At 73.5% G+C, this 13,390-nt stretch carries 12 protein-coding genes and 1 pseudogene; 9 read left to right on the top strand and 4 right to left on the bottom strand.

Annotation, left to right across the window (positions count from 1 at the left end):
- Positions 1-26 precede the first annotated feature (26 nt).
- Positions 27-3,314 carry an ATP-binding protein gene (locus FED44_RS08670; protein ID WP_138460343.1) on the top strand — a complete coding sequence of 1,096 codons (3,288 nt, stop codon included), beginning with the start codon at positions 27-29 and terminating at the stop codon, positions 3,312-3,314.
- Between the two features lie 9 nt (positions 3,315-3,323).
- Here FED44_RS08670 and FED44_RS08665 read toward each other — a convergent pair whose 3' ends face one another.
- Together FED44_RS08665 and FED44_RS08660 are read right to left on the bottom strand one after the other, a co-directional pair.
- Positions 3,324-4,169, bottom strand: coding sequence for an ABC transporter permease (locus FED44_RS08665; RefSeq protein WP_138460342.1), 846 nt, complete (start codon positions 4,167-4,169; stop codon positions 3,324-3,326).
- A complete protein-coding gene (locus FED44_RS08660) occupies positions 4,166-5,308 on the bottom strand; it encodes an ATP-binding cassette domain-containing protein (protein ID WP_138460341.1) in 1,143 nt (380 codons plus the stop codon). Before FED44_RS08660 ends, FED44_RS08665 begins: the two co-directional genes overlap by 4 nt.
- Positions 5,309-5,500: 192 nt before the next feature.
- Between FED44_RS08660 and FED44_RS08655 the strand changes: the two genes are divergently transcribed.
- The 4 genes from FED44_RS08655 to FED44_RS08640 are packed head-to-tail and all read left to right on the top strand — an operon-like array spanning position 5,501 to position 8,966.
- Positions 5,501-6,472, top strand: coding sequence for an ABC transporter ATP-binding protein (locus tag FED44_RS08655; protein ID WP_138460340.1), 972 nt, complete (start codon positions 5,501-5,503; stop codon positions 6,470-6,472).
- On the top strand, positions 6,469-7,182 hold the full coding sequence (locus tag FED44_RS08650) for an ABC transporter permease (protein WP_138460339.1): 714 nt from the start codon (positions 6,469-6,471) through the stop codon (positions 7,180-7,182). Before FED44_RS08655 ends, FED44_RS08650 begins: the two co-directional genes overlap by 4 nt.
- Before the next feature lie 59 nt (positions 7,183-7,241).
- Positions 7,242-8,330: a sensor histidine kinase gene (locus FED44_RS08645; RefSeq protein WP_208758897.1), complete on the top strand. Its 1,089-nt coding sequence runs from the start codon at positions 7,242-7,244 to the stop codon at positions 8,328-8,330.
- A gap of 30 nt (positions 8,331-8,360) precedes the next feature.
- Positions 8,361-8,966 carry a response regulator transcription factor gene (locus FED44_RS08640; RefSeq protein WP_138460338.1) on the top strand — a complete coding sequence of 202 codons (606 nt, stop codon included), beginning with the start codon at positions 8,361-8,363 and terminating at the stop codon, positions 8,964-8,966.
- A gap of 33 nt (positions 8,967-8,999) precedes the next feature.
- Here the strand turns inward: FED44_RS08640 and FED44_RS37180 are convergent, their stop codons facing one another.
- The gene (locus tag FED44_RS37180; protein ID WP_244301798.1) at positions 9,000-9,335 is read right to left on the bottom strand and encodes a hypothetical protein; all 336 of its coding nucleotides are present in this window, start codon (positions 9,333-9,335) and stop codon (positions 9,000-9,002) included.
- Positions 9,336-9,339: 4 nt separating this feature from the next.
- A pseudogene (locus FED44_RS38395) lies at positions 9,340-9,555 on the bottom strand (polysaccharide biosynthesis protein); the annotation flags it as partial.
- A gap of 204 nt (positions 9,556-9,759) precedes the next feature.
- Between FED44_RS38395 and FED44_RS08630 the strand changes: the two are divergent.
- Genes FED44_RS08630 through FED44_RS08615 form a run of 4 tightly spaced genes read left to right on the top strand, consistent with a single transcriptional unit; the run spans position 9,760 to position 13,361 of the window.
- A complete protein-coding gene (locus FED44_RS08630) occupies positions 9,760-10,455 on the top strand; it encodes an isochorismatase family protein (protein WP_138460337.1) in 696 nt (231 codons plus the stop codon).
- Between the two features lie 3 nt (positions 10,456-10,458).
- Entirely contained in the window at positions 10,459-11,247 is a 789-nt protein-coding gene (locus FED44_RS08625) for an ATP-binding cassette domain-containing protein (RefSeq protein WP_138460336.1), read from the top strand.
- Positions 11,244-12,269 carry an ABC transporter permease gene (locus tag FED44_RS08620; RefSeq protein ID WP_111699387.1) on the top strand — a complete coding sequence of 342 codons (1,026 nt, stop codon included), beginning with the start codon at positions 11,244-11,246 and terminating at the stop codon, positions 12,267-12,269. Before FED44_RS08625 ends, FED44_RS08620 begins: the two co-directional genes overlap by 4 nt.
- A 57-nt stretch (positions 12,270-12,326) precedes the next feature.
- Positions 12,327-13,361, top strand: a complete 1,035-nt coding sequence (locus tag FED44_RS08615) for an ABC transporter substrate-binding protein (RefSeq protein WP_138460335.1) — start codon at positions 12,327-12,329, stop codon at positions 13,359-13,361.
- Positions 13,362-13,390 lie beyond the last annotated feature (29 nt).

Raw genomic sequence — 13,390 nt, 5'->3', positions numbered from 1 at the left:
GAGCGGGCGGATACCTTCGGAGCGGCATGCGAATCGATGGCGCGATCACCGGACTGCTCGGCAGGGAGCATCCTGCCGCGCTGCTGCGTGCCGAGATCGGACGTGCGGTCGCCAGCCACGGCGGCCTGGTGCTGGTCGCCGGTGAGGCCGGCATCGGCAAGACCACGCTCGTCGCCAGCGTGGCGGAGGAGGCCAGGCGCCTGGGCGCCCTCGTGCTCGGCGGGTCGTGCTGGGACTCCGACAGCGCGCCGGGCTACTGGCCCTGGGTGCAGGTCCTTCGCGGGCTGCGGCGCTGCGCCGCGCCGGGGGAGTGGGCGGCGGCCGAGGAGGCCGGGGGCGCCGGCCTGTCCGCCCTGCTGGGAGAGTCGCCGGGGGCCGACGCGGCCGACGGCTTCCGGCTGTACGACGCGGTGACCAGCGCCCTTGTGTCGGTCTCGCAGAGCCGTCCCCTCGTGGTCGTCCTCGAAGACCTGCACTGGGCCGATCCCGCGACGCTCCGGCTGCTGGAGTTCGCGGCGCAGCACACCTGGTTCGAGCGGGTGCTGCTGGTCGGCACCTACCGTGACGTCGAGGTGGAGTCGCCGGATCATCCGCTACGCCCTCTCGTGCTGCCGCTGACGGCGCGGGCGGCGACGATCACGCTCACCGGGCTGGGACGGGAGGAGGTCGGCGCGCTGATGACCCGCGCCGCCGGCCGGGAGCCGTCCGCCGATCTGGTCGCCGAGGTGCACCGGCGCACCGGCGGCAACCCGTTCTTCGTCGAGCAGACGGCGCGGCTGTGGAGTGGCGGCGGCTCCGTGACCGCCATCGCCCCCGGCGTCCGCGACACCCTGCTGCGCCGGCTGTCCCTGCTGCCCCGGCCGGTCATCGGCCTGCTCACCACCGCCGCGGTGCTCGGCCGGGAGTTCCACCGCCAGGTGCTGGCCGCCGTCGCCGAGACCCCCGTTCCCCACCTGGAACGGCTGCTCGACCAGGCCGTGGCCGCCCGCCTCGTCGTGGAACGCGGGGGAGACACGTTCGCGTTCGCCCACGACCTGGTCCGGCAGACGCTGTACGAGTCGCTGTACGAGCCGCCGGACGGATCGCCGGGCGGGTCGCCGGACGGGGGAGAGGCGCCCCGCCTGCACGCCGCGGTCGTCCGGGCCGTCGACGGGTCGCCCGGCCTGGCCGAGCACGTCCTGCCCGCGGACCTGGCCCGGCACGCCTACCTCGCGGGAGAGCGGATCGAGGCGTCCGTCGCGGTGGACCGGCTGCTCGCCGCCGCCCGGGGCGCCGCGGGCCGTCTGGCGGTCGAGGAGGCGATCGGGCACTACCGCAGGGCGCTGGAGCTCGCGGCGGCCGGCGAGCCGCGCAGGCGGGTCGTGATCGCGATCGACCTGGGCCGCGAGCTCGTCCAGGTCGACGACCACGACGGCGGGCGGCGGGCCTTCGAGGAGGCGGCCGCCGTCGCCCGGGAGGCCGGCGACCCCGAGTTGCTGGCCCGAGTGGCGCTGGCTGTCCACGGCGCCTGCGGCGAGGCCGGCGACCTGTCCGGCGGCGACGGCCACCGGTTCGCCGCCGGCCTGCTGCGGGAGGCGTACGGCGCGCTGCTCGGGGAAGGCCGTGCGCCCGGCGAGGAGCTCTCCCCCGAGCGTCTCGCGCGGGAACTGGCCGTGCGGGTCGTGGTGCTGGCCAAGCGCGGCCAGGACGACGAGGCGCTGACCTTCGGCCTGTGGGCCTATCACGCCGCGATCTGGGGTCCGGGCACGGCGGCGCAGCGGGCGGAGCTCACCGGAGAGGTGCAGGCGCTGGCCCGGCGCACGGCCGACGTGGAGATGGAGAGCGTCGCCGCCGCCCTGCGCTGGGTGGCGCTCCTCGAACAGGGCGACCCGGGATATCTCGCCCAGTTCCGGGAGTTCGTCGTGCTCGGCCGCCGAAGCGACCTGCCCCGCATGGACATGGCCACGCTCGCCGACCGGAGCATCATCGCCGCGCTCACCGGCGACTTCGGCGAGGCGGAGAGCGTCCTCGACGAGCTCACCGGGTTCACCTGGCAGCACGGGCACGACCAGTTCGGTTACATGCTGCATCACCACCGCTGGGCCGTACGGCTGCTCCAGGGCAGGTTCGACGACCTCGACGAGGTGCACCGCGTGCTGCGCCGGAGCCGGCATCCCTGTCCGGGGCTGCTGGAGGGGATGACCGCGCTGCTGCGCGGCGACGGCGGCGCAGCGCTGCGTCACTATCGCGACGCGACGGCCGGGGGAGAGCCGTGCCCGCGCTCGGCCCGGCCCCTGTGGCTGCGGTTCCAGGCCATGATCGCGGCGTGGTCGCGCGATCCGCGGCTGTGCGACAAGGCCCGGGCCGATCTCGACCCGTACGCCGGCATCTGGGCGGTCTCGATGTACGGCTGGGACATCGGCGGCCCGATGGTCTTCTGGCGCGCCCTCGTCGACGCGGCGCAGGAGCGGTGGGACGAGGCGATCGAGGGGTTCACCGCCGCCCGGCGGTCCGCCGACCTCCTCCTCGCCCGCCCCTGGTCGGTCGAGGCGCGGGCGCATCTCGCGGAGGCGCTGCTGGCCCGGGGCCGTCCGGACGACGCGGAGTCGGCCGGCAAGCTGCTGGCCGACGTGGAGAACGAAGCGGACCGGCTCGGCATGCGGCACGTCGTGGAGCGCGCCCGCCGGGCGAGGCGGCGCGCGTCCCCGTCCGCCCGCTCACCCGGCCGTACGTCGGGCGGTGCGCGGGACAGTGCGCGGGACGGCGCGCCCGGCCCCGTGCCCGGCGTGGGCGACGAGTTCCGGCGGGACGGCGCGGTCTGGACGCTGACGTTCGCGGACCGCACCGTGCGCCTGCCCGACGCCAAGGGCCTGCGCGACCTCCACAGGCTGCTGAGCCACCCGGGGGCCGACCTGCCCGCCGTACTGCTGCTCGCCCCGGAGGGCGGCCGGATCGTCGTCGCCGCCCGGCGGCTGGGCGGCGACGCCGTCCTCGACGAGGAGGCCAAGGCCCGTTACCGGCACCGGCTCACCCTGCTCGACGAGGAGATCGACCGCGCTGTCGACCGGGGTGACGACGGCAGGGCGGCGGAGTTCGACCGGGAGCGGGCGGCGCTGCTGGCGGAACTGCGCGCCGCCTCGGGCCTCGGCGGGCGCGACCGCCGCCTCGGCGACGAGGCCGAACGCGCCCGCAAGGCCGTCACCGCCCGGATTCGCGACGTCCTGCGCAAGCTCGACGGGCTCCACCCCGCGCTGGCCGCCCATCTGCGCGGCGCCGTCTCCACCGGAGCGACCTGCCGGTACCAGCCCGATCACGAGATCGCCTGGCGGCTGTGATCCTCTGTCTCACCTGCGGTTGTACAGGCGCATGGTCAGTGCGCCGAAGACCGCGACGCACACCGCGCCGCTGACCAGCACCCAGGTGATCTCCCCGGTGTCGGCGGCGCCCGCCATCAGCGAGCGGGCCGCGGTGACCAGGTGCGAGATGGGATTGACGCCCACGAACGCCTGCAGCCAGCCCGGCATCGTCGCCGGGTCTACGTAGACGTTGCTGAGGAAGGTGAGCGGGAAGAGCACCAGCATGCTGATGCCCATCACCGACTTCTCGCTGCGCAGCAGCAGGCCGAACATCGTCCAGACCCACGAGAACGCGAACGAGAAGGCCACCAGCAGGGCGATCGCGGCCACGACCCCGACGACGCCGCCCTGCGGGCGGAAGCCCAGCACCAGGCCGACCACGAGGATGACCGTCGCCGCCATCGTGTAGCGGAACATGTCGCCCAGCAGGTAGCCGACCATCGTGGACGGCCGCCAGATCGGCAGCGTGCGGAAGCGGTCGAAGACGCCCTTCTCGATGTCCTTGTTGACCTCGACCCCGGTGTACATCGTGATCATCACGACGCTCGTCACCATGATGCCCGGCAGCAGGAACTGCAGGTACTCGGTCGGCGAGCCCGCGAGCGCGCCGCCGAACAGGTAGGTGAACATCAGCGTCATCATGATCGGAAACGCGGTGACGTCGAAGAGCTGCTCGGGCACGTGCTTGATCTTCAGCATCGCCCGCCAGCCGAAGGTCATCGAGGCCGACAGGGCGCCGGGGCGCGGTGGGCGTGCCCCCGGGGCCAGGACCGCGCCCAGCGTCTCGGCCGCAGGAACGAAGGACGTGCCGGTCTCGGTCGTCGTGGCGCTCATACCGTCGTCTCCCGCGTCTCATACGTCTCGTGCGTGTCGTGGTGCGTCTCGTGGGTCTCGTGCGACCTGTGCCCGGCGGGCCTGCCGGGTCCGGCGGCGGGCCGGTCCGCCGGAGCGGAGCCGTGTTCACCACCGCGCCCCCCGGCGCGTCCACCGCCGTGCTCCTCGGCGCGTTCCCCGGCGCCGGTCAGCGCGAGGAACGCCTCGTCGAGGCTGGGCTGGCCGAGGGAGAAGTCGTCGACGACGATCCCGGCCGCCGCCAGCGACCCGAGGGCGCGGGAGGCCCGCTCGGCGCCCGCGTCCGCGTCCCCCGCCGCGACGCGGGCGGTCAGCGCCACGGGATCGGCCTCAAGATGGACGGCGGTGCCCAGTTCCCCGGCCAGCACGCGCTCGGCCGCCGGCCGCTGCGCGGGGTCGCGCAGCCGTACGTGGACCATGCCCGCGCCGACGGACGACTTCAGCTCGCCGGGGGTGCCCTCTGCGATGACCCGGCCGTGGTCGACGACCGCGATGCGCGCGGCCAGCCGGTCGGCCTCGTCGAGATACTGCGTGGTGAGCAGCACGGTCGTGCCGTGGGCGACCACGATCCGGACGATGTCCCAGACCTGGTTGCGGCTGCGTGGGTCCAGGCCGGTCGTGGGCTCGTCCAGGAACAGCAGGTCGGGCGTGTTGAGGATGCTGGCCGCGATGTCCAGCCTCCTGCGCATGCCGCCCGAGTAGGTCTTGACCTGCCGGGCCGCCGCGTCGGTCAGCCCGAAGGCCTCCAGCAGCAGCGCGGCCCGGTCCCTGGCCGCGGCCTTCCGGTGACCGAGCAGCCGGCCGAGCAGGACGAGGTTCTCCGTGCCGGTCATCTCCTCGTCCACCGAGGCGTACTGGCCGGTCAGGCTCACCCGGGCGCGTATGGCGTCGGGTTCGCGCAGCACGTCGTGGCCGAAGACCCTCGCCTCGCCGCCGTCCGGGCGCAGCAGGGTCGCCAGCATCTTGACCGCGGTCGTCTTCCCCGCCCCGTTGGGGCCGAGCACGCCGTACACGGTGCCCGCGGGCACCCTCAGGTCGAGCCCGTCCACGGCTCGGTTCTTGCCGAATATCTTGACCAGGCCCGATGTCTCTATCGCCAGGTCCGTCGTGCGGTCCCGCATGATCTGTCGTCTCCGTTCCGTTCAGCCCTTCACGGAGGAGGCGCCAGATCCCGGCCACCCGATCGCTAGATCCGATCTAGCGATCGGACGGTGCGAGGTCCGGGGCAGGCGCGGCCGGCCGTGACATCTGTCGTGGCCGGGTCGTGACAGACGGCGGAGGTACGCGCAGGGGCGGCGGTGGAGGCTCGCCGCATGAACCTTCATCACGGCGCCCCCGCACTGTCGGTCGCGGGGCTGCGCAAGGCGTACGGCGGGACCCGCGCGGTCGACGGGATCGACCTGGTCGTGGGCCCAGGAGAGGTGGTGGCCCTGCTCGGCCCCAACGGCGCGGGCAAGTCCACCACGATCGACATGATCGTCGGGCTGGTCCGTCCGGACGCCGGGCAGATCGCCGTGTTCGGCGCGTCTCCCCGCGAGGCGGTGCGAAGCGGCGTGATCGGCGTGATGCCGCAGGAGGGCGCGCTGCTCGACGACGTGACCGTGGGGGAGACCGTGACGCTGATCGCGTCCCTCCACCGGACACCGCCACCCGTCGAGGAGGCGCTGCGCCGTGCCGGGGTGGCGGACCTCGCCGACCGGCGGGCCGCGCGGCTGTCCGGCGGCCAGAGACAGCGGGTCCGGTTCGCCATGGCGCTGGTGTCCGGCCCGGACCTGCTGGTGCTCGACGAGCCGACGGCGGCGATGGACGTCACGGCCCGGCGGGAGTTCTGGCGGTCGATGCACGCGTTCACCGGAACCGGCCGCACCGTGCTGTTCTCCACGCACTACCTGGAGGAGGCCGAGGCGTACGCGGACCGGGTCGTGCTGATGAACGCGGGCCGGATCGTGGCGGACGGCCCGGTGCCGGCGGTCATGGCCGAGGTGTCCGGCCGTACGGTGACCGCCGTCGTGCCCGGCGCCCGCGCCGAGGACCTGGGCACGCTCCCCGGCGTGACGGCGGTGCACGTCCGCGAGGGCAGGGCCGAACTGCGCTGCGTCGACTCCGACCTGGTCGTACGGGAACTGCTGGCCCGCCATCCGGACGCACGGGACGTCGAGGTCGGCGCGCTGGGCCTGGAGGACGCGTTCCTGCGCCTCACCGGAACGCCGGCCGGAGCGCCGGCCGGAACGCTGACCGGAGCGCCGATCGAGGCACCGGCCGAGGAGACGGAGGCCGCGCGATGACCGGGTATCTCGCGTTCGAGATCAGGCGGACGCTGCGGGACGCGAAGTTCCTGTTGTTCGCGGTCGCCCTGCCGGTGGGGCTGTACCTGCTGATGGCCGACCGTTTCGCCGACCGCGGGGCTCCCGCGTCGTACGTCATGGGCGGTGTCGCGGCGTTCGGGGCGATGAAGGCGGCGCTCGACACGGGTGCTCGCACGGCGGTGGAGCGCGACATCGGCTGGCAGCGCCAGTTGCGGCTCACCCCGCTCAGCGGCGGCGGCTATCTGCTGGCCAAGGGGTCGGTCGCGATGGTCGTGGCGCTGCCGCCCGTGGCGGGCGTGTCGCTCGTCGCCGCGCTCGCCGGCGGGGTGCACCTGTCTCCCGGCGGGTGGGTGTCGGCCGTGCTCGGCGTGTGGGCGGGCACGGTGCCGTTCGCCCTGCTCGGCCTGCTGATCGGCCAGCTCGCGACCGCCCGGAACCTGCAGGCGTACCAGGGGGCGGTGGTGCTGCTGCTCAGCTTCGTCGGCGGGCTGTTCATCCCGGTGAGCACGTTCCCGCGGGCGCTCGCGACGGTGGCCAGAGTCCTGCCGAGTTACTGGCTCGCGCAGGTCGGGCACGCCACCACCCTGGGCGGTGACACCTGGCGGGCCGCGCTGGTGCTGACGTCGTACGCGCTCGTGCTCGGCGCCGCCGTGGCCGTCCGGTATCGCCACGGCGCCGCTCAGGCCTAGGGTTGACCGACGTGGGCGATCAGGACGATCAGGGCGTATGGGGGCGTTCGGCTTGGCCGATGTGGACCCCGGCCCGGCCGGTCTCCCGTGCGGCCCGCATCCGTGGCGTCGCCGTGCTGTCGCTCGTCCTGCTCTGGCTGCTGGGGGAGTCGCTGGGGCCGGGCCGGGTCTGGCCGGAGGCCCCGGCGGTGCGCGTCGCGCTCGGAGCCGTCACGCTCCTGTACGCGGCGGGCTGGCTCGGCGCCATGGTCGGCGGGGTCCGCCTGCCGCCCCGGCGGCGGATCCTGCTCGTCGGAACGCTGTTCGCGCTGGCGGTCGTGGCGGCCCTGCTGCGCGACGGCCCGCTCCGCCTCGGCCACACGGGCGTGTTCGGCTTCGCGCTCGTCGTGGCGGTCTGGCTGCTCCCGGCGCGCTGGAGCGTGCTGCTCGGGCTGGTGACCCTGGCTCTCCAGGTGTTCCTCGGTCCCGTCGACTGGGGGCACGTGGGCGGGCTCGTCCCCGGGATCGTGATCCCGGTGGCCGTGACGCTGCTGATCCGGCTCGTCGTCCAGCTCGGCCAGGCCCACGAGGAGATCGCGGCGCTGGCCGCCGCCGCGGAGCGCGACCGGCTGGCCAGGGACCTCCACGACGTGCTCGGCCACAGCCTCACCACGATAACCGTGAAGAGCGGCCTGGCCCGCCGGGTGCTGGAGAGCGGCGGCGACCCGGAACGCGCGCTGGCCGAGTTGCGCGACGTCGAGCGACTGTCCCGGCAGGCGCACGGCGAGGTGCGCCTGACCGTGTCGGGCCGCCGCCGGCCGTCCCTCGCGGCCGAGCTGGCGGGGGCTCGCGCCGCGCTGCGGGCCGCCGGGATCGGCGCCGTCCTCCCGCCGTCCGCCGACCACGTCAGGGCCGAACTGGCCGGGCCCTTCGCGTACGTCCTGAGGGAGGGGGTCACCAACGTGATCCGGCACAGCGGCGCGACCCGGTGCGAGGTGCTGCTCGGAGACGACTGGCTGGAGGTGCGCGACGACGGCCCCGGGCGGAACGCGGCGGAGCCGGGCAACGGGCTCTCCGGCCTGGCCGAACGGCTGCGCGCCGTCGGCGGGCGGATCGAGGCGGGCCCGCTGCCCGCGGGCGGCTTCCGGCTGCGGGCGAGCCGCACGTGATCCGGGTGAGCGCATGATCAGGGGGAGCGCGTGATCAGGGTGTTGCTCGCCGACGACCAGGCGCTCGTACGCGGCGCGCTGGCGGCGATGCTGGCGCTGGAGCCCGACATCGAGGTGGTGGCGCAGGTCGGCTCGGGTGAGGAGGTCGTCGACGCGGCCCGCCGCAGCCGGCCTGATGTGGCGTTGCTGGACGTGCAGATGCCCGGCAGGGACGGGCTGGCGGTCACCGCCGACCTGCGCGCCGCGCTCCCGTCCTGCCGGGTGGTGATCTGCACGACCTTCGGGCGGCCGGGCTACTTCGCCCGTGCGATGGAGAACGGCGCCTCGGGCTTCGTCGTGAAGGACGCGCCGCCCGAGCACCTGGTCGACACGGTGCGGCGGGTCCACGCGGGACTGCGGGTGGTCGATCCGGCCCTGGCCGCCGAGTCGCTCGCCAGCGGGTCGAGCCCGCTGACCGCGCGGGAGCGCGACGTCCTGCGCGCGGCCCGGCAGGGCGGCACCGTGGCGGAGATCGCCCGGAGCCTGCACCTGTCCGCCGGGACCGTACGCAACCACCTGTCCGCGGCCATCGGCAAGACGGGAGCGAGCACCCGCGCCGAGGCCGCGCTCATCGCCGACGAGCACGGCTGGCTCTGATTCTGCTCTGATCCGGCTTCGGGCGGCCCGCGGTCACCGCGGGAGAGGCGTGCTCGCGGGCCGGAACATCGCGGGGTTGCGCGACGCCCAGGCGAAGTAGGACGACGCCTGCTCCCGGAAGGGCCGGGGCCGCCAGGACAGCGTCCGCCGGGCCAGGGAGACGTCGCTCGCCGCGTCCCTGCCGAGGCGCGCGTCCGGATCGAGATCGAGCTCCAGGTCGGCGGCGTCCGGGGGGACGACCCGCACGAGCCCGTGCCCCGCGTGGTCCTCGGCGATCCGCAGCAGCTCGCCGAACGGGACGCGGCGGCTGTGCGGAGGCCAGGACGGCGTCGAGCACGGCGCTGGTCCCCATGACGTTGACGTCCACATAGTCGGCCGGGCGGGTCCGCTCCCAGCTCGGCACGTGGGTCAGCGCGGCGCCGTGCACGACCACGTCGAACCCCTCGGAGAGGGCCTCCCGCAGAGTTTCCCGGTCCCGTACGTCGGCCTGGACCACCCGCACTCCGGAGTCTGCGGTCAGGGGCGACCGGTCCAGCAGCGTCAGGCGGACGCCGAGGTCCGCCCGCAGCCGGGCCGCCAGGACGGCCATCGCGAATCCCCTCCACCGGTCAGCAGGACGTCCATCGCCGATCCTTTCCCTCGCACCGCAAGTGTGTCAACTGTGACACACAAATCCACCTTCCTGACCATCAAACCGCAGAACAGGTCATTTGATGTGTCGCTATTGACACACGCTTCCCGTGGGTGGCAGGGTCGGGGCCCACGGGCGAGAGCCGCCCGCGAGGAGGTTCGAGTGACCACTGTCAACGAGACGTACGCGCACAGCCTGGAGAACGCGGACCTGCGCGCTTTCTACGAGGCCGCCGGCTTCGCCGGGCGCGTCGGATGGGGCGAGCGGCCGGCGATCCTCGTGATCGACATGGCCGGGGCCTGGGCCGATCCGGAGGAGCGGATCGGCTCGGACCTGTCGGCGGTGTCCGACAGCATCGTCCGCATCCTGGAGGAGGGCCGCCGCGCGGGCCTGCCGATCATCTTCACCACCATGGCGTGGGACCCGAGCCTGGCCGAGATCGGCGAGGTGGTCCGCCGCAAGACGCCGCACAGCGAACTGATGCTGCACGGCACGGAGCGGGTCACGCTCCGGCCGGAGATGGGCCGCCGTCCCGAGGAGCCGCTCGTCGTCAAGCCGCGCGCCTCGGCGTTCTTCGGCACGTACGTGGACGCGATGCTGATCTCCGCCAAGGCCGACACGGTGATCGTGGTGGGGTGCAGCACCAGCGGCTGCATCCGGGCGACCGCGGAGAGCGCGTTCAACCGGGGATTCCACGTCATCGTCCCGCGTGAGGCGGTCGGCGACCGGAGCCCCTCCGCGCACGCCGCCAACCTCTTCGACATCGACGCCCGCTACGGCGACGTGCTGCCCGAGGCCGAGGTGCTGGACCACCTGCGGTCGCTGCCCCAGACCCATCCCCGCGCCGCGGGGGAATGACCGATGACCGACCGGCAACCTCCGGTGCTGCGGGCCACCGGGCTCGCCAAGTCCTTCGGCCACGTGCAGGCGCTGCGGCACGGTGAGCTCACCGTCCACGCCGGGGAGGTGGTCGCGCTCGTCGGCGACAACGGCGCCGGCAAGAGCACGCTGATCTCCTGCATCTCCGGCGCCCACCTGCCGGACGCCGGCGAGGTGAGGGTGGACGACCGCCCGATGCCGCTCGGGTCGATCAAGGCCGCGATGGAGCACGGCATCGCCACGGTCTACCAGGGCCTGGCGATGGCACCCGACCTGTCGGTGGCCGAGAACCTGTTCCTCTCCTGTGAGCTGCGCCGTCCCGGCCTGCTGGGACGGCTCGGCCTCCTGGACAAGAAGGCGATGCGCGAGCGCGCCTGGGAGCTCATGGACAGTCTCGGCATCACCACCCTCCAAGACGTGACCCTGCCCGTCGGCGACCTGTCCGGAGGACAGCGCCAGGTTGTCGCGGTCGCCCGCGCCGTCTCCCGCGCGGGACGTCTGGTGATCATGGACGAGCCGACGGCGGCGCTCGGCGCCCGGCAGTCGCAGATGGTGATCGAGACCATCAGGGCGACCCGCGACCGCGGCCTCGGCGTGGTCCTCATCTCGCACGACCTGCCGAGGGTGCTGGAGGTCGCGGACCGGATCGTGGTCATGCGGCTGGGCCGGGTGGTGGCCGACCTTCCCGCGCGGGAGCTGAAGATCGGCCAGATCGTCGCGCTGATGCTCGGCGAGCAGAACGACCCACGTGAGGAGAGCCTGCCGGCATGACCGCGACGCAACCGACACTCCGGGCCCCGTCGAACCGCGCCCGCGCCGGCGCGCTGATGCGGTCCACCCCCGCCTACATCGTGGTCGCGCTGGTCGCGCTCGTCGTGGTCTTCACGATCATCTCGCCCGAAGGGCGCTTCCTGGACGCCACCAACCTGCAGGCGGTCGGGCGCAACAGCGCCGGGCTCGTCCTGCTGGCCGTCGGCCTGACCTTCGTCCTCGGCGCCGGGCACATCGACCTCAGCGTCGGCGCCACGCTCGTGCTGTCGTCGGTGGTCGCGGGCACCGTGGCCGTGGACATCGCCGGACCTCCGTCGGCGTCGGGGGCCTTTCCGAGCGCCGGTCCCGCCATCGCCGTCGCGGCGCTCGCCGCGGTCGTCGTCGGAGGGATAGCGGGGCTGGTCAACGGGCTGCTGGTGACCAAACTGAAGGTCAACTCCTTCGTCGTCACGCTGGGCACGATGGGCGTGGCCACCGGTGCCGCGCAGGTCCTCACGAACGGGTCGAACGTCGCCGGGATCCCGCCGGACGTCCAGACGTCCTTCGGGCTCAACTCGATCGCCGGGATCCCGCTGCCGCTGGTGCTGGCGGTGGTGGTCGCCCTGGTGGCCGGCGTCGTCCTGTCGCAGACCAGCGCGGGCCGGCACGCCCTCGCCATCGGCTCCTCCTCCGACGGGGCCATGCGGGCGGGCGTCAACGTGCAGCGCAGCACGATCGCGGTCTTCGTCATCTCCGGGCTGATGGCCGGGATCGCCGGCTTCCTCGACATCACCCGGTTCGGCACCACGGCCATCTCCGGGCACGAGACGACCATGCTGCAGGCGCTGTCCGCCGTGATCATCGGCGGGACGAGCCTGTTCGGCGGACGCGCCTCGGTGCTGGGCTCGGTCCTCGCCACCTTCATCCCGACCATGCTGCTCGCCGGGTTCGTCATGGTCGGCGTCTCGTCCTTCTACCAGAACATCGCCATCGGCGCCGTTCTGATCATCGCTGTCTGGCTCGACCAGCTGCGCGGCAAGTAGCCCCCTCCCGCCGAGATTCCCCCTGCCGAGATACGCGCCGAAACACGGAGAACCACCATGAACGTACGCACCAGTGTGCTGGCCGCCGCGCTGACGGCGACAGCCCTGACCTCCGCCGCCTGCGGCTCGTCCGGTGACACCGGCGCGGCGGGCGGCACGAGCGGCGCCACCGCCGAGCAGAAGTCCGGCCCCCTGCAGATCTCCCTTCTCACGACGTACAACGGCCTGCCCTTCTACACGGCGATGCAGTGCGGCGCGCAGGACGCGGCCAAGAAGCTGGGCGGCGACATCACGGTGAAGGCCGACGGGCCGTCGCGGGGCATGAACGCCGCCGACCAGACCCCGGTCCTCGAAGGGGTGGTCAGCCGGCGCCCCGACGGCATGATCTTCGTACCGGCCGACCCGGCCGCGATGGTCGCGCCGATCAGGCTCGCGGTGAACGCCGGGATCCCGGTCGTCACCACCGACGCGACGCTGAACGAGAAGGTGGCCAAGGCGCAGTTCCGCGGGGACAACAACGCGGGCGGCGCGCTGGCGGCGGAGGAACTGCTCAAGCGGGCCAAGGGGCAGAGCGGGAAGGTGCTCGTGCTGGACACCCGGCCCGGCCTGCCGGTGACCAACGAGCGCGCCGAGGGGTTCGTCAAGGCGCTCAAGGACTCCGGCTCGAACCTGCAGATCCTCGGCACGCAGTACTACGAGGACGACCCGACCAAGGCCGCGACCATCGTGCAGAGCTCGCTGGGCGCCAACCCGGACATCGTCGGCATCTTCGCGACCTCCGAGTCGGGCGCGATGGGCGCCGTCTCCGGGCTCCAGGCCGCCAAGGTCGACAACGGCAAGATGACCGTCATCGCGTACGACGCGGGCCCGACGCTGGTCTCGGCGCTGCGCGCCGGGACGCTCGACGCGCTCGTCGCGCAGGGCTCCTACACCCAGGGGTACGACGCGCTGACCCGGCTCGTCCAGGACATCCGCGGCGAGGTGCCGCAGGGGGCCGCCTTCGACAACGTGGTGCCGAACGCGATCGTCACCTCCGACAACGTCGACTCGCCGGAGATCAAGAAGTTGCTCTACCCCACAAGCTGCTCTTGATCGTGGCACTGTCGCTGTCGAACATCATC

The sequence above is a fragment of the Microbispora triticiradicis genome (assembly GCF_005864065.1).
Taxonomy (GTDB): domain Bacteria; phylum Actinomycetota; class Actinomycetes; order Streptosporangiales; family Streptosporangiaceae; genus Microbispora; species Microbispora triticiradicis.
The sequence above is the reverse complement of the archived record's forward strand: the minus strand, read 5'-3'. Positions and strand labels throughout refer to the sequence as shown.